This window comes from Streptomyces sp. NPDC037273 (genome assembly GCF_055603625.1).
Map to the genome: position 1 here is coordinate 99,693 of NZ_JBVJVO010000003.1, position 22,760 is coordinate 122,452.

Below are 22,760 nucleotides of genomic sequence, written 5' to 3' on the forward strand. Positions count from 1 at the left end.
GCCTTCGGTGTGTCTGGATTTCGATCTTGGTGGGGGGAGTGCGGGGAAAATACAGAACCTGTGCAGGGGGCTCCGCGATGTTGGTCCTTCGACCCCGGACCTGCGGGGGACGGTGGGAGGAGTGGGTGTGGGGGGAGTACGGGGGGCGGTGCTCGGGTACGCGGCGGCGACGTTACGGCTGCTGCCGGGGCAGGGGCCGGTGACGGCGGCGGTGTTCGAGGGGACGCCGGAGGTGCTGTTGGGGCGGGTGCCGGAGTTGGTGCGGGGGTTCGCGGGGGAGCGGACCGATGGTGGGGCGTTGTTCAGGGCGGCGGCCGGGCTGGTGGGGGAGCCGGGTGGCGGCGGGCCCGTGGACGACGGGTGGGGCTGTGCGGTGGTGCAGTCGTTGCCGGGGCTGAGCAGGGAGTCCGCGGGGACGGTGATGGGGGCCCGGGTGGAGCGGCTCGCGGAGGCGGCCGACCGGCTGCACTGGGAGCTGGCCGAGGGTGCGGACGTGCCCGAGGGGCCTGATGCCGGGCGGCTCGTGGCCAGGTACGCGCTGTGTTACGCCGGGGCCGCGCTGGTGTGGCTGTGGCGGGCGGGGGATGAGGAGCGCTCGGGGTGGGCGTGCGAGGCGGTCGACGCCGTGTTGGCGGCGCTTGAGGACGACGGCGCCGGCGGTGTGACGGATGTGGCGGGCGCGCTCGCGCTGCTGCCCGGCTGAGAACGGCAGGACGGGCCGTTCAGCCGGCGAGGTCGCCGGCGAGGGCCAGTTCGAAGGTGCGGGTGAGAAGGGGGCCGGGGGCGACGCCGAGGCGGTCGGCGAGGAGTGCGCGGCCGGAGTGGAATTCGAGGAGGGCCGCGGCGGGCTGGCCGGCGCGGCACTGGGCGGTCATGAGCAGGGAGCGGTAGCGCTCGCGCAGGGGGTGGCGGGCCACGAGGCGGGTCAGTTCGGCGACCAGTCCGTGCGGCAGACCGGTGGCGAGCTCGGCCTCGGCGCGGTCCTCCAGGGCCGTGAGCCGGGCCTCCTCCAGCCAGGGGCGCTCCTCCTGGGCCAGCTCGTCGGTGGTGTCGGCGAGGGCGTCGCCCTGCCAGAGGTCGAGCGCGGAGCGCAGGACGGCGGCGGCGCGTCGCGGGTCCCCCTGGCGCAGCAGCTCCCCGCCGAGCGCGGCGCGCTCCGCGAAGAGGTGGTGGTCGCAGGCGAGCCGGCCCGGGACGGGCGTGAGGCGGTAGCCGCGTCCCACCCGTTCGAGCCGGGCGGCCCCGTCGAGGGGGGCGCGCAGCCGGGAGGCGTAGGTGTGGAGCTGGGCGACGGCTCGGGCCGGGGGGCGCTCGCCCCACAGGGCGCGGATCAGTCGGCCGTCGGGGACGACCCGTCCGTCGGCGAGCAGCAGCGCGGCGAGGACCGTACGGGGCTTCGCGCCGCCGAGGGCGTTCTCCGCGTCCCCGGACGCGGCCCGGATGCGGACCGGTCCGAGCAGGGTCGTCTCCACGAAGGGCGTCATGGGGAGCGACCGTAGGCGGGCCGCCCATCCTCTCGGTATCGGCCTCTTATCGGCGCTCGGGACCGCCTGTCGGGACGGTGCCCCTTCCCTCTGTCGGAGCCGCCCACCAGCGATTATGATCATGACAACTTTCAGGGGGGCTGGATTGGCGACGATGCGGTTTTGCCTGCTCGGGACACTCCGGCTGGCCTGTGAGGACCGGGAGATCCGGCTGGCCGGGGCCCGCCAGCGCGCGGTCCTCGCCCTGCTCCTGCTGCGGCGCGGCCGCACGGTCTCCGTGGACGAGCTCGCCGAGACCGTCTGGGACGGTTCGCCGCCGCCCACCGCCCGCACCCAGATCTCCATCTGCGTCGCCCAGCTGCGCAAGCTGTTCCGGGAGGCCGGCGTCGACGACGAGGTCATCGTCACCTCCCACCCCGGCTACCGGCTCGACACCGACGGCCACGGGCTCGACCTCGTGGACTTCCTCGCCCTGACCGGGCAGGCCTCCGCCCTCGCGGGCTCCGGCCGTGCGGCGGAGGCCGCCGACGCGTACCGGCGGGCCCTCGCCCTGTGGCACGGTCCCGCCCTGGACGGCCTGACCGGCTACGCCCTCGAGCAGGAGGCCTGCTGGCTGGAGGAGCAGCGGCTGACCGCGCTCGACGAGCACGCGGAACTGCGGCTCGCCCTCGGCCGCCACCAGGAGCTCACCGCCGAACTGGCCGCGCTGGTCAGGGAGCACCCGCTGCGGGAGCGCACCCGGCACTCGCTGATGCTCGCCCAGTACCGCTCCGGCCGCCGCGCCGACGCCCTGGAGACCTTCCGCGCCGGCCATCAGCTGTGCGTCGACGAGCTGGGGCTCGAACCCGGCGCCGCGCTGCGCGAGCTGCACAACGCGGTCCTCTGCGAGGACGCGGCGATCGCGGCGCCGCCGACCGTGCCCGAGGCCGTGGTGAACGTCCCGGCGCCGGTCGCGCCGGTCGCGCCCGCCGTGACCGTCCCGGCGACCGCACCCGTGGGACCCGCCGTACCCCTCACGGCCGGTCAGCCGGAGGCCCGGACGTCGGTCGCGCCCGTGGACCCGTCCGGCGAGGCACCCGCTCCCGTGGACCGCCCCACCGCCGTCCCCGCCGTCCCCGCCGTCCCCGCCGTCACCGCCGTCAGCGCCCTCCCCGCCGCGCAGCCCCTCGCCCCTTCCGACCTCCCCCCGAACATCCCGTCGTTCACCGGGCGGACCGCCGAGACCGAGGTGCTCGACGCGCTGCTCGACGGGCGGCCGGACGGCGAGCCGCCTCGGGTCGCGCTGGTCACCGGGGTGGCCGGGATCGGGAAGACCGCGCTGGCCGTGCACTGGTCGCACCGCGCGGCCGGCTCCTTCCCGGACGGCTGCCTCCATGTGGACCTGGGCTCCGCCCCGACCGCTCCCGGTGAGGTGCTCGGCCGGCTGCTGCGTTCGCTCGGCGCGCCCGGCGACCGGCTTCCCGATGACGAGGCGTCCCGGATATCGCTGTACCGCAGGCTGCTGCGCGGCCGTAGGGTCCTCGTCGTCCTCGACGACGCCTCGTCGTTCTCGCAGGTCGCGCCGCTGCTTCCGGCCAACGGAGGCTGCTGTGTGGTCGTCACGAGCCGGGAGAGCATGGAGGAGCTGGTGCTGCGGCACGGCGCCGTCCGGGTGCCGCTCGGGGTGCTCGACCAGGCCGACTCGACGGCGCTGCTCGACCGGATCGTCACCGGAGGCCGTACCGCAGCCTCTCCCGCGCAGACGGCCCGGCTCGCCGAACTCTGCGACGGGCTGCCGCTGGCCCTCTGCATCGCCGCCGCCCGGCTGGCCACCCGCCCGCACTGGACGGTGCGCCGCCTCGCCGACCGGCTGGCCGACGAGCACCGCCGTCTCGACGAGCTGAGCCTGGGCGGCAGCCGGGTGCGGGCCAGCTTCGAACTGAGCCACGGCTGTCTGTCGCCGGTCCTCGCCTCCGTGTACCGGCGGCTGTCGCTCCTCGACGTCCCCGACGTGCCGGCCTGGGCCGTCGCCGCGCTCCTCGACTGCCCGGTGGAGACCGCCGAGCAGTATCTGGACGAGCTCACCGACGCGCACCTCCTGGAGGTCTCGGGCCCGGACGCCACCGGCCAGTACCGCTACCGCTTCCAGAGCCTGCTCCGCCTGTACGCGCGCGAACGCGCCCAGGAGGACCCCGACCGCCCGGCCGCCGAGGCGGCCAGGGACCGGGCGCTGCACAGCTGGCTGACCGTCGCCGAGGCCGCCCATCGCCGCGAGTACGGCGGCGACCACTCGGTGGTGCACGGCCCCGCGCCCCGCCCGCACGTCGACCGGGACCTCCTGGACGACCTGCTGGTGCGCCCGCTGGACTGGTTCGACTCCGAACGCCACTGCCTGGTGGCGGCCGTGACGCAGGCCGCCGGTCTCGGGCTGGCCGCGCTCGCCTGGGACCTGGCCTCGTCGACCGTCGGCTTCTGCGAGATCCGCAGCAACACCGACGACTGGCGCCGCCTCTGCGAGGAGGGCCTCGCGGCCTCACGGGCCGCCGGGGACCGGCAGGGCGAGGGCGTGATGCTCGGCGAGCTGGGTGCCGCCCATCTCTACCGGGGCGAGTCGCAGGCCGCCGTCCGGCTCCTGGAGGAGGCGGACGGTGTGCTGCGGGCCGGCGGCGAGGTCTACGGGGCCGCGCTGAACGCCTGCAAGCTGGCCGTCGTGGTCCGTCAGCGGGGCGACGCGGGCGCCGCGCGCGTACTCCTGGACGGGGCGCTGCCCGCGCTGCGGGCCGCCGGTGACCTCTCCGCGCAGGCCCACGCGCTCAACAACCTCGCGCAGATCGCCCTGGACGCGGGGGATCCGGAGGAGGCGGTGCGCCTCGGCGGGGAGGCGGTCGCGCTGGCCCGGGGGCTGGGCGCGACCCGGGGCGCGGCCCAGGCGTTCCACCGCCTGGGACGGGCCCTCCTGGTGGCCGGCCGGCTGCCGGAGGCGGAGGAGGCGCTGACCGAGGCGGCCGGAATCGTCCGTGCCAAGCACGACCGGCTCGGCATGGCCTACGTCCTGCTCGGTCTGGCCGAGACCCGTCTGCGGGCCGGCCGCGCCGACCGGGCCGACGAGGACCTGGCCGCCGCGCTCGCGCTGGCCGAGGAGACCGGCAGTACGGTCCTCCTCGACCGCCTGCACCTCCTCAGGGTCGAACTGGAGGAGACGCGGGCCTCGGGCGCGGAACTCCCGCAGAAGGCTTGATCCGGGCGGCCGTTCGGGCCGCCGCTCAGTCCCAGGGCTCGGTCTGGACGATCGTCACGGTCTCGCCGGCGGCGGCCGTCGCGGTCGTGCCGCCGGCCACCGCGGTGCCGGCGGCGAGCACGACGCCGGTGATGACCGCGGTGATCGCGACGATGGCCTTGATCAGGTGCTTGTTCCCCATGTCCCCGCTCCTTCTGACTTGTCGCCCACCGGACTCCGGCCCCTTGCCGGTCCGTTCCCCGAGCGACTCGCTCTGACATGGACAGACGTTAGGGGGAGGGGACTTCGAATCCTTATCGGCCCGCTATCCGTTCCCCTTCCCGTCCCTTCTCCGTCGCTCCCGCCTGCGGAAAAGGGCGCGGCCCCCGGTGGGGGAAACCGGGGGCCGCGCTGGGGGGGGGAGTGGTCTGAACTTCAGGGTCCAGTGGTCAGAACTTCAGGGTCCAGTGGTCGAGGGTGCCGGCGGAGCCGGCGGAGATGTCCTCGACCCGGAGCTTCCAGACCCCGCTCGCCGGGGAGGCGGAGGCGTCGACCGTGTAGACCTGCTGGATCACGCCGTTGCCCTCGTCCTCGACGGACTCCTTGACCAGGTAGACCTTGCCGTCCGGGGCGACCAGGTGGACGTCGAGGTCACCGCGCCAGGTGTGGGTGGCGTGCAGGTACACCTGGAGGTTCTTCGGCGCGTTGCCCGTGATGCCGGTGACGGTGACCGGGACCTCGATGGTGCCCGGGTCCGGGACCGCGTGCGGGGTCTGCACCTCGTACGAGGGGAAGGTCATCGACCAGGCGTTGAGGGTGCCGACCGAGCCGGTGTACGGGTCGGAGACCTTCAGCGTCCACTTGCCGTCGGCCGGGGAGGCGGAGGCGTCCACCCGGTAGGTCTCGCGGAGCACCCCGCCGTTCTCGGTGGCGGCGGTGGAGGTCGAACGCAGCGGGTACGTGCGGCCGTCGGGCGAGAGCAGGTCGATCCGGACGTCGCCGCGCCACTCGTGGGTGACGTCCACGGCGACCTGGAGGGCGGCCGGGGCCTTGCCGCCGATGCCGTCCACGGTGAGGTCGGAGGTGACCGAACCGCCGTCGGGGACGCTGAGGTTGCCGGTCATGGCGAAGGGGGTGGGGAAGTTCAGCGACCAGCCGTAGAGGGTGCCCTTGCCGCCGGCGGAGGCGTCGGTGATCTGGAGCTTCCAGGTGCCGGAGGCGGGGGAGGCGGAGGCGTCGACGGTGAAGGCGCCGAGCGCGCCGCCCGTCTCGGTGGCGGAGGTGGACTTCAGGCGGTACAGCCGACCGTCGGGGCCGATCAGGTCGATCTTGAGGTCACCGCGCCAGTCGTGCCGGCCCTCCAGCTCGACCCGGAGCGCCTTGGGCGCGTTGCCCGGGACACCGGTGACGGTCAGCGGGGCCTCGACGGTGCCGGGGTCGGGGATGACCCGGTCGGTGTCGTCGAAGACCTGGGACGGGCGGGGCCGGGCGGCCGGGGCCGGCTCCGGGGCGACCGTGCCGACGACGGCCTTGCCGACGTCGATGCGGGGCGTGACGGCACCGGTGTACGTGATCGGCGTGCCGGTGGTGCCCAGCTTCGCCACCAGGTTCGCGAGGCTCTCCGTCGGGTACTTCTGGCGCAGCAGCGCCAGCGATCCGGTCACGTGCGGGGCCGCCATCGAGGTGCCGTTCTTCGCGGCGTAGCCGCCGCCCGGGACGGAGGAGACCACGGACGTGCCGGGGGCCATCAGGTCGAGGAGCGGGCCGCGGTTGCTGAAGGAGGCCACCTGGTCGTCGTCGGTCGTGGCGCCGACGGTGACCGCCGAGGGGACGCAGCCGGGGGCGTTGACCGCGTCGCCGTACCCGTTGTTGCCGGCGGCGACGACGGTCGCCACGCCCACCGAGTACAGGCTGTCGATCACGGACTTGCGGGGGTCGGTGTCGCAGGACGTGGTCCAACGGCCCGCGCCCAGCGACATGTTGGCGGCGATGATGTCCATGCCGGACTGCTTCAGCGCGTACACCTTCTCCAGCGCCTTGATCTGCGAGCTGGTGAAGCTGAGCACGCAGGGGCTGTTGCCCGCGCCGCAGTAGTCGTCGGAGTCGAAGCGGGAGAACACCTGCATCGCCACGATGTTCGCGCCGGGGGCCACGCCGCGCTTGGGGGCGCCGCTCAGGCCGGTCCCGTTGCCGGCGGCTATGCCGGCCACGTGGGTGCCGTGCGAGCAGGCCGCGCCCAGTTCCGCGCAGCTGCCGGTGTCGGCGTCGGCGCTGCCGGCGCCTTCCTGGGAGGCCTCGCCGTTCGGGCAGAGGCTGGTCGCGCCGTAGCTCTCGTCGTTGACCGAGAAGCACGCCTCGGCCGTCACCCGACCGCTCAGGAAGGGGTGGTTCTTCGCGACACCGGTGTCGATGACCGCGACCGCGGTGCCCGCGCCGGTGGCGCCGGCGGCGAAGGCCTTGTCCGCGCCGATCTTGACGGTCGACTCGTCCAGCATCGGGGCGACCGGGATGTCCTCCGTCACGCTCACCACGTCGGGGTTGGAGCGGAGGGCGGTGAGTCCCGCCTGGTCCACGGTGAGGGTCACCATCGGCAGCCGCTCGTACGCCACTTCGGTCTCGCCGGCCGCCGCGGCCGTGGCCACGTCGGAGCGGGTCTGGGTCACCACGTTCACCCGGACCGTGCCGCCGCCCTGGGTCCCGGTCTCCAGCGCCGGGTCCACCGGGACCTCGCCTGCGGCCGCCGCGGGGGCCACTCCGACCAGGGGCACCAGGCCCGCCGGCAGGGCGCCGAGCAGCAGGCCCGAGGCCATCGCGACGGCCACAGCAGATCTCTTCACGACAGGCTCCAGGGAGTAGGCACCGAGCGGGCGGTGCCGCGGCGGTAGAGAAAAAGAGAGGGGAGGGGTGACTCGCTCACGAAGCCCGCGAGTTCAGGGCTGGAAGTTCACTGCAAGCTCAAGGGGGGGCGGGGCCGTGTGGTCAGGCCCCGGGGCGGGGACCGGGCAGCGGCGTCGGCCGTTCGTCTGCCCGGTTCCCCTGCGTGTCACGGCCCGTCAGGTGGCGTCGGCACCGTTCTTGGGGTGGCCGCCGTAGAAGACACCGAGGTAGTACGAGTACGCGGTGGAGCGGCAGGCGCTCTTCCAGAAGTACGCCGGGCAGGTGTTGTAGTAGAGCATGTTGTAGAAGGCCACGTCGGTGGCGATGCCCTTGTTGCGGTCCAGGTAGTAGCGGTAGCCCTTGTAGGTGTTGCCGATGGTGCCGTAGCCGTAGTCGTGCGAGTCGCACGCGGCGCGGAAGTCCCAGCCGCCGGGCTTGTCGGAGGCGCTGGTGCAGTGGTCCTTGTAGACACCCATGACCCAGGCGCCGGTCGGGGTCTGACGCCAGCTCGGGTTACGCCAGCCGTAGTGGGCGACCTTGGTCGCGCAGCCGCTGTACTGGTACCACATCCACGTCTCGGGCCGGGAGCAGTAGCTCGGGTAGGCCTGCGCGGAGGTGATCTCGCCGGGGCCGAAGTCCTCGGCGGCCGGGGCGACACCCTCGGCCTGGGCCAGGCTCGGGGCACCCTGGACGGCGCTGCCGCCCTCGGGGCGGATGCCGGTGGTCTCGACCGACTGCGGGGCGGCCGCGTCACCGGAGTAGGTCAGCTGCCAGGCGGCGCCGTCCTCGGCGGAGGCGGCGACGACCCGGTCCGAGGCGTCGTAGCTGTAGGTGTTGAGCTGGCCGCCGGACGCCGGGTCGACGACCTTGCGGAGCAGGCCGGAGCCGTCGTACGAGTAGCGGGCCAGCGTCGACACGGTCTGGCCGACGGTGACGGTGATGTCCTTGACCTGGCCGGCGACGTCGCCGAGGGTCTGGCCGGAGGCCGTGGTGGCGGTGGCGTAGTTGACCTTCACCGTCTGCGCGGGGACGTCGGCGCGCGCCGGGTCCTTGACGGTGGAGACGCGGCCGACGCTGTCGTAGGTGACCGTCGTCTGCTTGAAGGCGGTGTTGCCGACCGCCGTCACCCGCCAGTTGTCGCCGCTGCCGCCGACCTGCTTCCAGGTGTAGGACGGCTTGAGGGAGGCGGCGGCGATCGGGGCGCCGGTGGAGTCCAGCGGCACGTCGTCACCGGAGGCGGCCTGGGCGAGGTCGACGTTGAGCGTCTCGGTGACCGTGGTCTTCAGCACACCGGCGAGGTCGTCCCACTGCACGTTCTCCACCAGCGTGGAGCCGTCGGCCGCCTTGTAGGTGTTGATGCTGCCGCCGTTGGCGCCGGCCACGGTGTCGGTCAGGTTGTAGCGGACCGACTCGGCGGTGTCCAGGTCGGTGGTGGTGATCGAACCGGAGCCGGGGACCAGCTTGCGGTTCAGCTGGCCGCCGACGAACTCGGTCTCCCAGCTCGGACCGAACACCCCGAGGTCGGAGCGGGTGGCGGGGGCGTCCTGGGCCTGGGCGACGCCCGGCCCGGTGCCGTCCACCGTGTGGGTGCGGCTCATCAGGCCGTACGTCACGTCGTTCTCGGATATCTGGAAGGTGTCGTCGGCCGACTGGTACATGCCGGGGCCGATCAGCTGGGTCGTCCCGGACTCCAGCGCGGGGGAGGGGACCTCCTCGGCGATGGCGGACTGGGGCAGCAGCAGGGCCAGTGACACTGCCGCGACTGCGGGAAGCGCGGTTCTGCGCACGTTCGGTTCCTTCGGGTAACCGGCGGCATACGGTCCGGGCCTCGCGGCCGACCCCTGTTCGCCTGTTCGTACCGGTCGTTCTCGGCCGGCAACGAGGAACTTAGGAAGCCGCTCCTTCGATCCGGTATGGCTCCGTCATCGCCCGCCCCGATACCTCTCCGATGGCGCCCGGTTGCCCGCGCGGTGACGCCCCCGGCGCCCCCCGTGCCATGCCGTGGACTGTCCGGATACGGGCGGTCGGGAGCGGGGGTGGGGGGCGTCACGTCGCGGGGGTGGGTGGGGAGAGACGTATGCTCGAACGCTGGGGACGGGGGGCCTGGGGGACAGGGATCGCGGAGGTATGTACAGGTGGAGTTCAGGCTGCTCGGTTCCGTTGCGCTGGTGGCGGAGGACAGGGACGTAGCCTTGGGGCCCGCCAAGCGGACGAGTCTCCTCGCGATGCTGCTGCTGAGGCACAACAGCGCGGTGAACGTGGGGCAGTTGATCGACGCGCTGTGGGAGGACGAGCCGCCCCAGCACGCGAAGACGGTGCTGCAGGGACACGTGTCCCGGCTGCGGGCGCTCCTGGCGGAGCACGGGGCCGAGGCGTACGGGGTCGAGCTCGCGACGCAGGGCTCGGCGTACGTGCTGCGCATGCCGGAGTCGCTGGTGGACGCGCACCGGTTCGAGGAGCTCGTCGGTCTCGCCGGGGTGCAGCGGCAGCCCGCGGACGCGGTGCGGATGCTGCGGGAGGCGCTGTCGTACTGGCAGGGCCCCGCGCTGACCGGCACGGTGCACAGCAGGCCGCTCGAAGCCGCGGCGAGCGGGCTCGAAGAGCTGCGTCTCGCGACGGTGGAGGCGCTCGCGGAGGCGTACGGGAAGCTGGGCGAGCACGCCAGGGCCGCCGCCGTGCTGCGGACCGAGGCCGTCGCGCATCCGCTGCGCGAGTCGCTCGCGGCGGCCCTGATGCTGGCGCTCGGCCGCTCGGGGCGCCAGTCGGACGCGATCGACTGGTACCACAGGACGCGGCGGCTGCTCGCCGAGGAGCTGGGCGTCGACCCGGGCGAGACGCTCGCCGAGGCGTACGCGACGCTGCTCCGCGCCGCCGAACCCGTGAGCGTGCCGCGCCCGTCCGCCCCGGCCGACGTACAGGTGCCGGAGGGGCTGCCGCGGGCGCCGCGCGGCTTCACCGGGCGGGAGGCCGAACTGGCGGCGCTCGACCGGGCGGTGTCCTGCGAGGAGGCGCCGGTGTGTCTGGTGACCGGGCCCGCCGGGGTCGGCAAGACGGCGTTCGCCCTGCACTGGGCCTACCGCAGGCGCTCCGAGTTCCCCGACGGGCGGCTCTTCGCCGACCTGCGGGGCTTCAGCGAGACGCAGGAGCCCGAGACCGCCGCCGTCCTCCGGGAGTTCCTGCTCGCGCTCGGCGTGCCGGCGCAGCGCATCCCGGAGGCCGTCGAGGCCCGCGGAGCGCTGTTCCGCTCGCTGACCGGCGGGCGGCGGCTGCTCGTGCTCCTCGACAACGCGCGCTCCTCCGAGCAGGTCAGGCCGCTGCTGCCGGGCGGCGACCACTGCACGACGGTGATCACCAGCCGTGACCGGCTCGGCGGCCTGATCGCCTCCGACGCCGCGCGGCCCGTGCCGCTCCGGCACCTTCCGGCCGCCGACTCGACGGCGCTGCTCACCACCGTGCTCGGCGCGGAGCGGGTCGCGTCCGAACCCGAGGCCGCCGCGCGGCTCGCCGGGCTGTGCGACGGGCTGCCGCTGGCGCTGCGGGTGACGGCGGCGCGGCTCGCGGAGCGGCCGCAGTGGACGCTGGACGCGATGGTCGGCGAGCTCGCCGACGAGCAGAGCCGGCTGGCCCTGCTCGACGTGGAGGACCGGGGGGTGTCGGCGGCGCTGCACCTCACCGTGCAGCAGCTGCCCGAGTCCGCGGCCCGCCTGTTCCGCGCGATCGGTCTGCACACGGGCTCCGACCTGGACCGTTTCGCGGCCGGGGCGCTCGTCGGTACGTCTCCGACACAGGCCTCCGTCGACCTGGACCGGCTGGCCGCCGCCCATCTGCTGACCGAGTCCGTGCCGGGCCGCTGGACCCCGCACGACCTGGTGCGCCTGTACGCCCGCCACCTCGCCCCGCAGGCCGACCCCGAGGGGCTGATCCGCCTCCTCGACCACTACCTGTACACGGGCCTCGCGGCCGACGCCGCCGCCGAGCCGGGCTCCCAGCCCTGCTACTCGCTGCCCGCCGACGCCCGCCGGCCCGCCGCGACCAGGGAGTTCGAGGACCGTACGGCGGCCCTCGACTGGTACGCGGCCGAGCGCCCCGCCCTGGAGGGCGCCGTGGCCGCCGCCGCGGCCCTCGGGCTGCACGACCGGGCCTGGCGGCTCGCCCTCGTGCAGTGGCCGCTGATGCTCATGCGGATCGGGGACGGCTGGACGCCGATCCTGGAGGCCGGTCTCGTCTCCGCCGAGCGGGCCGGCGACCTCGACGCCCAGTCGCGGTCCCGGGCGCTGCTCGGCTGGATCCTGCACGAGGAGGGCCGGGACGCCGAGGCCCTCGTCCACCTGGAGAAGGCGCCGGGTCTCGCGGCCCGCGCGGGCGACGCCATCAGCGAGGCCATCGCGTACGTCAACTACGCGGCCGTCCTGGAGGCGACCGGGGAGCACGAGCGCGCCGGGCTGCTCATGCTGCACGCGGTCTCGCTCGCCGACCGCACCAACCACCCCTCCACCCAGGTCCTGACCCTCCAGCACCTGGCGGGGTACTGCCTGAGGGCGGAGGACTACGCGGGGGCGCTGACGCACATCGTTCGCGCCGGGGAACTGGTTCCCGCCGACGCGGTGGTCGTGCAGGCGCAGCTGCAGATCACCCGCGGCGAGGCGCTCGCCGGCATCGGCCGGCTGGACGAGGCCGCTGACCAGCTCGAACGGGCGATCGCGGCATCCGACAAGGCGGGCTTCACGGAAGGTTCGGTACGCGCCACGGAGCGGCTTTCGCGGCTGTCAGCGGATCGTTAGCGGTACGCAAGCGGGACGGCAGCGCGAGACCGGAAGCTGGATACAGCACCGAGCACGAACACGTGCGCCGGCCGACCGCGTCAACGGGGGAACTCCACCATGCGCAACATCCGCAAGAACACCGTCCTGGCCGCCGCCGCGGTCGCCGCCCTCTCCCTGGGCCTCACGGCCTGCGGCGGCGAGGACACCGCGGGCGCCAAGGACGCGGGCAGCGCCTCCGCCGCGCAGTCGGCCGGCGCCTCGGCCGCCGCCGGCGGTACGGCGGACCAGACCGCCACCCAGAACGGCTCGGGCTCCGGCTCGGCCGGCGGCTCCAGCACCACGGCGGCGTCCACCGGCGGCTCCTCGACCGCCTCCGGCTCCACCGGCTCGTCCGGCTCCACGGGCGCGAAGGCGGGCTCCACCGGCGGCTCGAAGACCTCCGGCAAGACCCCCGCCTGCGCCTACGGCGACGTCAGGATCACGGCGAAGAAGGCCGACGAGGTCCCGACCGAGCACATCGTCCTCACCGCGACCAACACCTCGGGCCGCTCCTGCACCCTGCTCCAGTACCCGCTGATCGCCTTCGGCCCGATCCAGACCGCCAAGGACGTCCCGGCCGTCGCGAAGAGCAAGCCGGCCGCCCCGGTCGTCCTGAACCCGGGCGCGCCCGCCTACGCCAACGTGCGGATCGCCCTCGGCGGCGCCCACGAGGACAACAAGGTCGTCACCACCTTCAACGTGAACCTCTTCGCCGCCGACGGCCCCGCCGAGGGCAGCGTCGTCGTCAAGGCCCCGGCCGGCGGCCTCGCCGTCGACGAGGCCGCCGCGAAGACGGGCTACTGGACCTACGAGCTCCGCAACGGCGCCGACGAGTTCTGATCCGCCGCGGGCACGGGCGTCAGGGCGTCAGGCCGGTCTTGGCGCCCGCGCCGCACAGCGGGACCACGGTGAGGCCGGGGCGGGGAGGGGCGGCGGTGACCGCGGCCCAGCAGGCCACCCCGGTGGCCTCGACGAAGAGGCCGCGGCGGGCCAGGTCCCGCTGGGCGGTGCCGATCTGCTCCTCGGTCACCGTCAGGAACGTGCCGCCCGTCTCCCGTACCGCCCGCAGGATCTGGGCGGCGCGGGGCGGGGCGGTGATGGCGATGCCCTCGGCGAGGGTGGGGCGGGCGGCGGCGGGGGCGACGAGCTCGGACGCGCCCGCGTGGAAGGCGGCGGCCAGCGGGGAGACGGCCTCCGCCTGGACGGCGACGAGGGCGGGCCGGGTGTCCACGAGGCCGTGGCGGTGCAGCTCGTCGACGGCGAGGGCGGCGCCGAGCAGGAGCGTGCCGTTGCCGACGGGGACGACGATCGTGTCGGGGAGCCGGCCGCCGAGCTCCTCCCACAGCTCGTACACATAGGTCTTGGTGCCCTGCGTGAAGTACGGGTTGTACACGTGCGAGGCGTAGAAGGTGCCGGGCTCGTCGGCGGCCTCGCGGGCGGCCCGCGCGGTGGCCTCGCGGTCGCCGGGCACCTCGACGACCCGGGCCCCGTGCGCCCGGATCTGTTCCAGCTTCTTCGGGGACGTGCCCTCGGGGACGTACACGAGGCAGTCGAGCCCGGCCCGCGCCCCGTAGGCGGCGACGGCCGTGCCGGCGTTGCCGCTGCTGTCGGCCACGACCCGTTCGAGGGCTCCGGCGCGCGCGAGCCGCAGCGCGTGCGCGGCGAGCATCACGGCGCCGCGGTCCTTGAAGGACAGGGTCGGCATGAGGAAGTCGAGTTTGGCCGAAACGGAGTCGGTGAGGGGGACGAGGGGCGTACGGCCCTCCCCGAGGGTGACCTCGGGCGCGCACGGCAGCGGAGGCAGTGCCTCCGTGTAACGCCACAATGAATTCACACGTGACGCCAGTGACGCGAGGGGAACCGGCGCGGTCGCGAAGTCGAGATCCCAGGGGCCTGCGCACTTCGGACAACACCAGGTGAGCGCGGACGTGGGGGTCCGGACCTGGCAACGGGGGCACACGTAGGCGGTCATGGGGCCCAGCATGGCAGCGGTGTGTCGCGGATATGACGGGTCGTCGGGAGCTCTTGTGGGATTCCTATGGATCCGCCAATCTTTCGGTCGTCAGCCGGGCGTCGGAGCCGGCGGGGACGGACGGGCTCGTCGTGAGTTCGTCAGGTGTGCTTGTCATGTCCTCGTCATATTCGGCCTCGCTGTCGTACCTCCACCGCAGCACCCACCCCCCACGAGGAGGACCCACCTCATGTCAGTGACGCGCGACGCACGCCGTCGAATCGCCACCGCCGCGGCCATCGCGGCCGCCGCCCTCACCCTCGGCTCCCTCTCCGCCCTCCCGGCCGCCGCCGCGCCGGCCGCCCCGGAGGGCGTCATCGAGAACGCCGGCGCCGAGGGCACCGTCGCGGGCAGCTACATCGTCACCCTCGACGAGTCCGCGCCGGCGGAGACCGCCAAGGGCCGCGCCGTCGCCGCCCGGTTCGGCGCCAAGATCAAGCGGACCTACACCTCGGCGGTCAACGGCTACTCCGTCGAGCTCTCCGAGGCGCAGGCGCGGAAGCTCGCGGCCGACCCGGCCGTGAAGTCCGTCGTGCAGAACCGCGTCTTCCACATCGACGCCACCCAGCCGTCCCCGCCGTCCTGGGGCCTCGACCGGATCGACCAGCGGGCCCTTCCGCTGAACCAGAGCTACACCTACCCGGACTCCGCGGGCCAGGGCGTCACGGCGTACATCATCGACACCGGCGTCCGTAAGACCCACACCGACTTCGGCGGCCGCGCCGTCGACGGCTTCGACGCCATCGACAACGACAACACCTCCCAGGACGGCCACGGCCACGGCACCCACGTCGCCGGCACCGTCGCGGGCTCCTCCTACGGCGTCGCCAAGAAGGCGAAGATCGTCGGCGTCCGCGTCCTCGACAACTCCGGCTCCGGCACGACCGAGCAGGTCGTCGCGGGCATCGACTGGGTCACCCGGAACGCCGTCAAGCCGGCCGTCGCCAACATGAGCCTCGGCGGCGGCGTCGACTCCGTCCTCGACCAGGCCGTCCGCAACTCGATCGCCGCCGGCATCACGTACGCCGTCGCCGCCGGCAACGAGACCGACAACGCCGCCAACCACTCGCCCGCGCGCGTGGCCGAGGCCATCACCGTCGGCGCCACGACGTCCAGCGACGCCAAGGCGAGCTACTCGAACTACGGCAGCGGCCTCGACCTCTTCGCCCCCGGCTCCTCCATCACCTCGTCCTGGGGCACCGGCGACACCGCCACCAACACCATCTCCGGTACGTCGATGGCGACCCCGCACGTCGCCGGCGCCGCCGCGCTCTACCTGGCGGACAACCCGACGGCCACCCCGGCGCAGGTCTCCACGGCCCTCGTGAACGCCGCCACGCCGAACGTCGTCACCAGCCCCGGCAGCGGCTCCCCGAACCGGCTGCTGAACGTCGGCGGCGGCACCACCCAGCCGCCCACCGGCCCGAAGTTCGAGAACACCGCGGACTACGCGATCAACGACAACGCGACCGTCGAGTCCCCGGTCACCGTCAGCGGCGTCACGGGCAACGCGCCCGCCGCCCTCCAGGTCCCGGTGAACATCGTCCACACCTACATCGGTGACCTCCAGGTCCAGCTGATAGCCCCCGACGGCTCGGCCTACACCCTGAAGGGCTTCGGCACCGGCGGCAGCTCGGACAACATCAACACCACGTACACCGTGAACGCCTCCTCGGAGGTCGCCAACGGCACGTGGAAGCTGCGGGTCACGGACAACGCGGCCATCGACACCGGGAAGATCGACTCCTGGGCGCTCCAGTTCTGATCCCGAGTGACATCACGGGGGGCGGTCGCCTGCGGGCGGCCGCCCCTCGGCCCGTGTTCGCCCCCGGATGGCCGGCTCACCCCCTAGGCCGCGTACGATGCGCGCTCGATCGTTTGTTCGCGCCGCCCCGAAACAGGAGCTCGTACCCGTGGAGCCGACCCAGCCGACCCCGCCGCCCCCGTCCCCCGAGGGCGCGCCGCAGCCGGGGGGATGGGCCACCCCGGGCCCGTACACCTCCCCGGGCATGCCGTACGCGGCGTACGGACAGCCCGGCGCGCCCGGCACCCCTTACGGGATGCCGCCGCGGCGCACCACCAACGGCCTCGCCGTCGGCTCGCTCGTCTCCGGCATCGTCTGCTGCCTTCCGCCGCTCGGCCTGGTGCTCGGACTCGTCGCCCTCCCGCAGATCAGGAAGAAGGGGCAGGCGGGCAAGGGCTTCGCGATCGCGGGCATCGTGCTCTCCTCGCTCAGCTGCCTGCTGCTCGTCCTCGGCCTCGTGACCGGCGGCTTCGAGGGCATGTGGCGGGGCTTCAAGGAGGGCATGGACGAGGCGGCGCGCTCGAAGTCCCCGGAGACGCTGCGCACCGGGCAGTGCTTCGAGGACGACGAGAAGCTGAAGGAGTACGCGACGGACGTCAAGGTCGTCGACTGCGACCTCCCGCACGACGGCGAGACGACCGGCCGCTTCGAGATCACCGGCATCGGCAAGTGGCCCGGCGACGACGCGCTCGACACGCTGGCGGAGAAGCGCTGCGACACGATCAACACGGCCTACGCGCTGGACACCTGGGCCGTCCCGAGGAACGTCTGGACGTACTACTACCTGCCCAGCAGCCAGACCTGGCGGGCCGGCGACCGGACCGTGATCTGCGCGTACGCCACCGAGGGCAAGCCCTACAAGGGCTCGGTCCGCTCCGACGAGACCACCCTGAACGCGGACCAGACGGCGTTCCTGGGGGCCGTCAACCCGATCGAGACGGCGGTGTACGCCGAACCGGAGGCGGACCCGGACCAGGACCTGGCGGCCAACAAGGCCTGGGCCGGGGAGGTGCTGAAGGCGGTCGACGGGGCGCGCGAGGTCCTCAAGCGCGGCCACTGGCCCGCCGCCGCGACCGGCCCGGTCGCGGAGCTCGGCAGCACGCTCGACGCGGCCTCGCCGAAGTGGTCCAAGCTGGCGACGGCGGCCGACGCCGACGCGTACTGGGCGGCCTACGACGCCGTCTGGGAGGCCCTGCCCGAAGACCTCGGCGCGGACGCGCGGACCGCCCTCGGCCTCACCGGCACCGTCCCCGAGGGCGAGGGCACCTCGGCCTGAGCCGCCGGGGTGCGGGTCACCCGGCGGCGGCTCGGGCTTCTGCTGACGACCGGTCAGCGATGCTTCTCGCGCAGTGACATGACGGTGGATCAGCGACGCGTCAGGCCCCGGTCGATCGCGGTGATGAGCTCGCCGTCCGGGGTGTCGGCGTCGAGGGACCAGACCATGGCGCCGCCGAGTCCGTTGCGGCGGACGTAGGACGCCTTGGTGCGCAGGACGGCGGGGTCGTCGTAGGTCCACAGGGTGGTGCCGTCGAAGAGCCAGGCGTGGCCGCCGCGCGCTCCCCGGTAGAGCGTGTACGTCCCCGAATCGGCCAGCTTCTTCAGGTGCTTGTAGTCCTCGGTGCCGGCGGTCCAGGTCGCGGGGGCGGGGCCGGTGGCGGGTTGGCCGAGGCCGTCGCCGCCGCCGGTGACGCCGGTCCAGCCCTGGCCGTAGAACGGCATGCCGACGACGAGCTTGCGGGCGGGGGCGCCGCGGCGCAGCCAGGCCTTGACGGTCTGGTCGACGCTGAAGTCGTTCTTGGCGAAGAGCGCGGACTGCTGGGCGGTGGTCTTCTCGCCGGAGACGTGGAAGTCGTAGCCCTGGAGGTTCACGAAGTCGAAGTCCCGCATGATCTTGGCGACTTCGAAGCCGGCGTCGATCTTGGCGGGCGCGGTCGGCACGTACGCGCTGAGGTCGAAGTGCCTGCGCTGCGGGAGCGAGCGCCCGTAGGCGTCGAGCTGGGTCCGGAACTCCCGTACGAGCTTGGTGAAGTTGGGCTTGTCCTCGGGGCGGATCACGTTCCCTGGGTTGCCCTCGGAGCCGGGCCACTCCCAGTCGAGGTCGATGCCGTCGAAGACCCCCGCGCCGGCTCCGGCGCCACCGCGCGCGCCGTCCGCGGGGAGGTCGCCCTTGAGGAAGAGGCCGATGCAGGAGGCGACCAGGGCCTTGCGTCCGGCCTCGGTGCGCACGGCGTCCGAGAAGTGCGCCGATCCGCTCCAACCGCCAAGGGAGATCATGACCTTGAGGCCGGGGTTCGCGGCCTTGAGCTCGCGCAGTTCGTTGAAGTTGCCGGCCAGGCGCTGCTCGGCGTTGTCGGCGACGCCGTCCACCGAGTTGGCCGCGTCGACCGGGCGCACGTAGTCGGCCCAGGTGTCGGCGCTGGCGCACTTGCCGTCCGAACCGACGATGCCGAAGGCGTAGTTGATGTGGCTGAGCTTGGCGGCGGTGCCGCTCGACTCCAGGTCCTTGACCTGGAAGTTCCTTCCGTAGATGCCCCATTGGGTGAAGTAGCCGACGCGCTTGAGGTCCTGCTGGTGCGCGGGCTGCCGTGCGGACGGCTCGTGCGCGTCGGCGGTCGGGGCGAGGGTGGCGAGGAGACCGAGGGTGGCGGCGGCGGCCGCGCCGAAGGTCAGCTGGGTCATGGCTCTGGGACGCATGGGCTCGTTCCTGTGCGAGGCGGGAGGGAGCGTGCGGTGGTTCCGGAGGTTCAGGCAGGAACGTATTGGTCTGGACCAATGGGGTCAAGGGGTCTGATGCCCCCTATCCGGGGTGACCGCGGGTAGCAAGAGCTCCCGTCGGGGTGTCATCACATCGGGTGAAACTTTGGCCCATGCTTGCGAATCGACACCGTCGGTTGTCAGTCTGTAGCTGTCAGTCAACCTGAGGGGAGTGTCCAGTGACGTTCGGTGAGCAGCCCGCCTATCTGCGCGTGGCGAGCGATCTGCGGGAGAAGATCGCCAACGGCTCGCTTCCGCCGCATACCCGCCTCCCCTCGCAGGCACGCATCCGCGAGGAGTACGGGGTGTCGGACACCGTCGCGCTGGAGGCCCGCAAGGTGCTCATGGCCGAGGGGCTCGTGGAAGGACGCTCCGGCTCCGGGACCTATGTGCGGGAGCGCCCGGTCCCGCGCCGCATCGCCCGCTCCGGCTACCGGCCCGCGACCGGCGCCTCCCCGTTCCGCCAGGAGCAGGCCGCCGAAGGGGCCCGCGGCACCTGGGAGTCGAACAGCGAGCAGGAACCCGCCAGTGCCGAGGTCGCCGAGCGGCTCGGCATCGAGCCGGGGGAGCGGGTGATGCGCACGCGGTACGTCTACCGGGACGGCGGCGAGGCCATGATGGTCTCCACCTCCTGGGAGCCGCTCGCCGTCACCGGCCGCACCCCCGTCATGCTCCCCGAGGAAGGGCCCCTCGGCGGCTGTGGCGTCGTCGAGCGGATGGCCGCCATCGACGTCGTCGTGGACAACGTCGTGGAGGAGGTCGGCGCCCGCCCTGGCCTCGCCGAGGAACTCCTCGCCCTCGGCGGCGTCCCCGGCCACGTCGTCATGGTCGTCGAGCGCACCTACTACGCCTCGGGCCGCCCCGTCGAAACCGCCGACGTCGTCGTCCCCGCCGACCGCTACCGCATCGCCTACCACTTGCCGGTCCGCTGACCGTGCGCCGGTCCGAAGGTCACGCGCCGGCCCGAAGGTCACGCGCCGGTCCGGCGGCCGTGCTCCGGGTGGGAGCCCGCTCAGCGGGGTGCGGTGTCCGGCGGGTGTGACGCGGAGTTAACTGGGCGTCAGGTCGTGTAACCGGGCGGCAATCGCCGACCCACCGTGGGCGTCACGCCCGGCTCCTAGCTTCCTGGCCGTACCCGCGATCCGGTCGGACGACAGGAAGCCACATGACGGACACGTTCACCACACCCGCCGCCGAATCGGGCGGGGACGCGCCCGAGGACCTCACGGGGCCGGAGGAGGGCGCGCCGCCTTCCGGGCCCCGGCGGAGCTACGCCAAGCTGGCCGCGGACGAGAGCCGCGAGGACTACTCCCTGCGGTACGCGCCGCATGCGTTCCGCCGCTGGTCGCCGGCGACCGTGGCCGGGACGGCGCTCGGCGGCATCGCCTACCTCGCCGACTTCGCCATCGGCGCCTCGATCGTCTTCACCTACGGCTTCGGCAGCGGGCTGGCCTCGATCCTCACCGCCGCCACGCTCATCTTCCTCACCGGCATCCCCATCGCCCGCGCCTGCGCGAAGTACGGGCTGGACATGGACCTGATCACCCGGGGCGCCGGGTTCGGCTACTTCGGCTCCACCCTCACCTCGCTGATCTACGCCTCCTTCACCTTCATCTTCTTCGCGCTCGAAGGCTCGATCATGGCCCAGGCCATGCACCAGGCCGTCGGACTGCCGGTCGAGATCGGCTATCTGGTCACGACACTGATCGTCATCCCGATCGTCTTCCGCGGCATGGGCGCGCTCGCCAAGGTGCAGGCCTGGACCCAGCCGATCTGGCTCATCGGTCTCGTGCTGCCCTTCGCCGTCCTGGCCTTCGAGGCCCCCGACGCCTGGGGCGCCTTCGCCTCCTTCGGCGGCACGGAGGGCGCGGGGGCGGGCTTCTCGTGGATCGGCTTCGGCCTCGGGACGGGCGTCGCGCTCTCGCTGATCGCCCAGATCGGCGAGCAGGCCGACTATCTGCGCTTCATGCCCGCGAAGACCGAGGCGAACAAGCGCCGGTGGAACCTCGCCGTGCTCGCCGCCGGCCCCGGCTGGGTGATCATCGGCGCGGCGAAGCAACTCGGCGGCGCCTTCCTCGCCTTCGTCGCCCTGGAGGCCGTCGGCAAGACCCACGCCCTGGAACCGATCGCCCCGCAGATCGAGGCGCTCAAGCCGTGGCTCGGCTCCTTCGCCCTGCCGGCCGCCGCGCTCTTCGTGATCGTCTCCCAGATCAAGATCAACGTCACCAACGCCTACAGCGGCTCGCTGTCCTGGTCGAACTTCTTCTCCCGCGTGACCCACCGTCACCCCGGGCGCGTCTGGTACATCTTCCTCAACCTCGCCATCGCGCTGACGCTGATGGAGATGAACATGTTCGCGGCCCTGAACAAGCTGCTCGGGTTCTACTCCAACGTCGGCATCGCCTGGATCGCGGCGGTCGCCGCCGACCTCGTCATCAACAAGCGGGCCGGCTGGAGCCCGCCGTACATCGAGTTCAAGCGGGCCTACCTCTACGCCGTGAACCCGGCGGGCTTCGGCGCCATGGTCATCGCCTCCGTCGTCTCGATCCTCGCCTTCTTCGGTCTCTTCGGCACCTACGCCCAGGCGTTCTCCACCTTCATCGCCGCCGGACTCGCCCTCGTCCTCTGCCCGCTCATCGCCTGGGCCACCCGGGGGCGCTACTACCTGGCCCGTCCGAACACGGTGAACGGCCCCACGGCGGAGGTCGCCGACGAGCGGGCCACCCACACCTGCGCGGAGTGCGAGATCGCCTACGAGCTGCCCGACATCGCCGACTGCCCGGTGCGCTCCGGACCCGTCTGCTCCCTGTGCTGCTCGCTCGACGCCACCTGCGGGGACGTCTGCCGCAAGGACCCGCGGGGCGCGGGCGGTCCCGTCCTGATGCCGGTGCCGACCGTTCCCGGCGGGACGCCCGGGGTGTGAGCTTCGGCCTCCTTCCGTCGGTTCCCGGCCGATCCGTATCTCTTTGTGAAAACACATATCCGCTGTGTGAAGGTCAGGCGTAAGCTCCGGCATATGCGGATTGCGGTTTCCCGGAGATCCACGACGGCGCACGGACCGGCGGAAGGAGCAGCCAGATGACCGACGGTGGCCCCCTTCTCCCCTGGCTGGTCATACGGCAGGACGACAACGGCAATCGCTACCGCGTGGGGCGGTACGCGACCAAGGACGAGGCCCAGAAGATCGCGGACAGTCTCGACGACCGCGGCCACAAGCAGCTCTACTGGGTCGAGCACATCGGCAGCCCCGCGCTCTGAGCGCGGTGGCCGCCGGCCGGGCCGGGCTACGCTCGCGCCCATGACCGAACGCACCACCGACCCCGCCCCGCCCCACGAGCCCGAGGCCGTGGTGGTCGTCGCGGGAGCCCTGTACGACGGGGGGCGGCTGCTCGCCGCGCGCCGCAGCGCCCCCGTCGAACTCGCCGGCCGCTGGGAACTGCCCGGCGGCAAGCTCGAACCCGGCGAGACCGGTGAGCAGGCGCTGGTGCGCGAGCTCCGCGAGGAGCTCGGCGTGGAGGTCGAGCCGGGTGAGCGCATCCCCGGCGAATGGCCGCTGAAGCCCGGATACGTCCTGCGGGTCTGGACGGCCACGCTGATCTCCGGCACGCCGCGCCCGCTGGAGGACCACGACGCCCTGCGCTGGCTCGCCCGGCACGAGCTGGACGCGGTCGACTGGCTCGACCAGGACCGCCCCGCCGTCGCCGAGGCCGGGCTCAGGCTTCCGGAGGTGCCCTCCGACGGAGCGCGGGGCTGAGTCTCTACGCCGTTCGTGCCACCGTGCGCCCACTGCTGCCACCGGAGCGATATCTCGCCCCGAATATCGGGTATGTCC

16 protein-coding genes are annotated in these 22,760 nt (G+C 73.2%); 10 read left to right on the plus strand and 6 right to left on the minus strand.

Features of this window, described 5'->3' with window-relative positions; all coding sequences use genetic code 11:
- Positions 1 to 127: 127 nt before the first annotated feature.
- Positions 128 to 703: a hypothetical protein gene (locus ACZ7G1_RS09800; protein WP_470872695.1), complete on the plus strand. Its 576-nt coding sequence runs from the start codon at positions 128 to 130 to the stop codon at positions 701 to 703.
- 19 nt (positions 704 to 722) lie between these two features.
- Here ACZ7G1_RS09800 and ACZ7G1_RS09805 read toward each other — a convergent pair whose 3' ends face one another.
- The gene (locus ACZ7G1_RS09805) at positions 723 to 1,484 is read right to left on the minus strand and encodes an AfsR/SARP family transcriptional regulator (RefSeq protein ID WP_470872693.1); all 762 of its coding nucleotides are present in this window, start codon (positions 1,482 to 1,484) and stop codon (positions 723 to 725) included.
- Positions 1,485 to 1,638: 154 nt separating this feature from the next.
- Between ACZ7G1_RS09805 and ACZ7G1_RS09810 the strand changes: the two genes are divergently transcribed.
- Positions 1,639 to 4,701 (plus strand): AfsR/SARP family transcriptional regulator, encoded by a 3,063-nt coding sequence (locus ACZ7G1_RS09810; protein WP_471204059.1) that lies wholly within the window; start codon positions 1,639 to 1,641, stop codon positions 4,699 to 4,701.
- 25 nt (positions 4,702 to 4,726) lie between these two features.
- On the opposite strand, the gene ACZ7G1_RS09815 is transcribed toward ACZ7G1_RS09810, so the two are convergent.
- The 3 genes from ACZ7G1_RS09815 to ACZ7G1_RS09825 all read right to left on the minus strand — a co-directional run bounded on the left by ACZ7G1_RS09815 (position 4,727) and on the right by ACZ7G1_RS09825 (position 9,344).
- On the minus strand, positions 4,727 to 4,882 hold the full coding sequence (locus ACZ7G1_RS09815; RefSeq protein WP_470872690.1) for a hypothetical protein: 156 nt from the start codon (positions 4,880 to 4,882) through the stop codon (positions 4,727 to 4,729).
- A gap of 247 nt (positions 4,883 to 5,129) precedes the next feature.
- Positions 5,130 to 7,517 (minus strand): proprotein convertase P-domain-containing protein, encoded by a 2,388-nt coding sequence (locus ACZ7G1_RS09820; RefSeq protein ID WP_470872688.1) that lies wholly within the window; start codon positions 7,515 to 7,517, stop codon positions 5,130 to 5,132.
- A 216-nt stretch (positions 7,518 to 7,733) separates the two neighbouring features.
- Complete coding sequence (locus tag ACZ7G1_RS09825) at positions 7,734 to 9,344, minus strand: phospholipase A2 (protein WP_470872686.1); 1,611 nt, start codon at positions 9,342 to 9,344, stop codon at positions 7,734 to 7,736.
- Between the two features lie 348 nt (positions 9,345 to 9,692).
- On the opposite strand from ACZ7G1_RS09825, the gene ACZ7G1_RS09830 reads away from it, so the two are divergent.
- Both ACZ7G1_RS09830 and ACZ7G1_RS09835 read left to right on the plus strand, forming a co-directional pair.
- A complete protein-coding gene (locus ACZ7G1_RS09830) occupies positions 9,693 to 12,338 on the plus strand; it encodes an AfsR/SARP family transcriptional regulator (protein WP_470872684.1) in 2,646 nt (881 codons plus the stop codon).
- A gap of 99 nt (positions 12,339 to 12,437) precedes the next feature.
- Positions 12,438 to 13,199 (plus strand): DUF4232 domain-containing protein, encoded by a 762-nt coding sequence (locus tag ACZ7G1_RS09835; RefSeq protein ID WP_470872682.1) that lies wholly within the window; start codon positions 12,438 to 12,440, stop codon positions 13,197 to 13,199.
- A gap of 19 nt (positions 13,200 to 13,218) precedes the next feature.
- Here ACZ7G1_RS09835 and ACZ7G1_RS09840 read toward each other — a convergent pair whose 3' ends face one another.
- The gene (locus ACZ7G1_RS09840) at positions 13,219 to 14,343 is read right to left on the minus strand and encodes a threonine synthase (protein ID WP_470872680.1); all 1,125 of its coding nucleotides are present in this window, start codon (positions 14,341 to 14,343) and stop codon (positions 13,219 to 13,221) included.
- A gap of 217 nt (positions 14,344 to 14,560) precedes the next feature.
- Between ACZ7G1_RS09840 and ACZ7G1_RS09845 the strand changes: the two genes are divergently transcribed.
- Entirely contained in the window at positions 14,561 to 16,135 is a 1,575-nt protein-coding gene (locus ACZ7G1_RS09845) for a S8 family peptidase (RefSeq protein WP_470872678.1), read from the plus strand.
- Positions 16,136 to 16,283: 148 nt separating this feature from the next.
- Complete coding sequence (locus ACZ7G1_RS09850; RefSeq protein WP_470872677.1) at positions 16,284 to 17,450, plus strand: DUF4190 domain-containing protein; 1,167 nt, start codon at positions 16,284 to 16,286, stop codon at positions 17,448 to 17,450.
- Between the two features lie 89 nt (positions 17,451 to 17,539).
- Here the strand turns inward: ACZ7G1_RS09850 and ACZ7G1_RS09855 are convergent, their stop codons facing one another.
- A complete protein-coding gene (locus ACZ7G1_RS09855; RefSeq protein ID WP_470872675.1) occupies positions 17,540 to 18,868 on the minus strand; it encodes a glycoside hydrolase family 18 protein in 1,329 nt (442 codons plus the stop codon).
- Positions 18,869 to 19,107: 239 nt separating this feature from the next.
- Between ACZ7G1_RS09855 and ACZ7G1_RS09860 the strand changes: the two genes are divergently transcribed.
- The 4 genes from ACZ7G1_RS09860 (at position 19,108) to ACZ7G1_RS09875 (ending at position 22,682) form a co-directional block, all read left to right on the plus strand.
- Positions 19,108 to 19,860, plus strand: a complete 753-nt coding sequence (locus ACZ7G1_RS09860) for a GntR family transcriptional regulator (protein ID WP_470872673.1) — start codon at positions 19,108 to 19,110, stop codon at positions 19,858 to 19,860.
- Positions 19,861 to 20,093: 233 nt separating this feature from the next.
- Entirely contained in the window at positions 20,094 to 21,851 is a 1,758-nt protein-coding gene (locus tag ACZ7G1_RS09865; protein WP_470872671.1) for a purine-cytosine permease family protein, read from the plus strand.
- 155 nt (positions 21,852 to 22,006) lie between these two features.
- Entirely contained in the window at positions 22,007 to 22,186 is a 180-nt protein-coding gene (locus ACZ7G1_RS09870) for an SPOR domain-containing protein (RefSeq protein ID WP_470872669.1), read from the plus strand.
- Between the two features lie 40 nt (positions 22,187 to 22,226).
- The gene (locus ACZ7G1_RS09875) at positions 22,227 to 22,682 is read left to right on the plus strand and encodes a (deoxy)nucleoside triphosphate pyrophosphohydrolase (protein WP_470872668.1); all 456 of its coding nucleotides are present in this window, start codon (positions 22,227 to 22,229) and stop codon (positions 22,680 to 22,682) included.
- Positions 22,683 to 22,760: the final 78 nt, after the last annotated feature.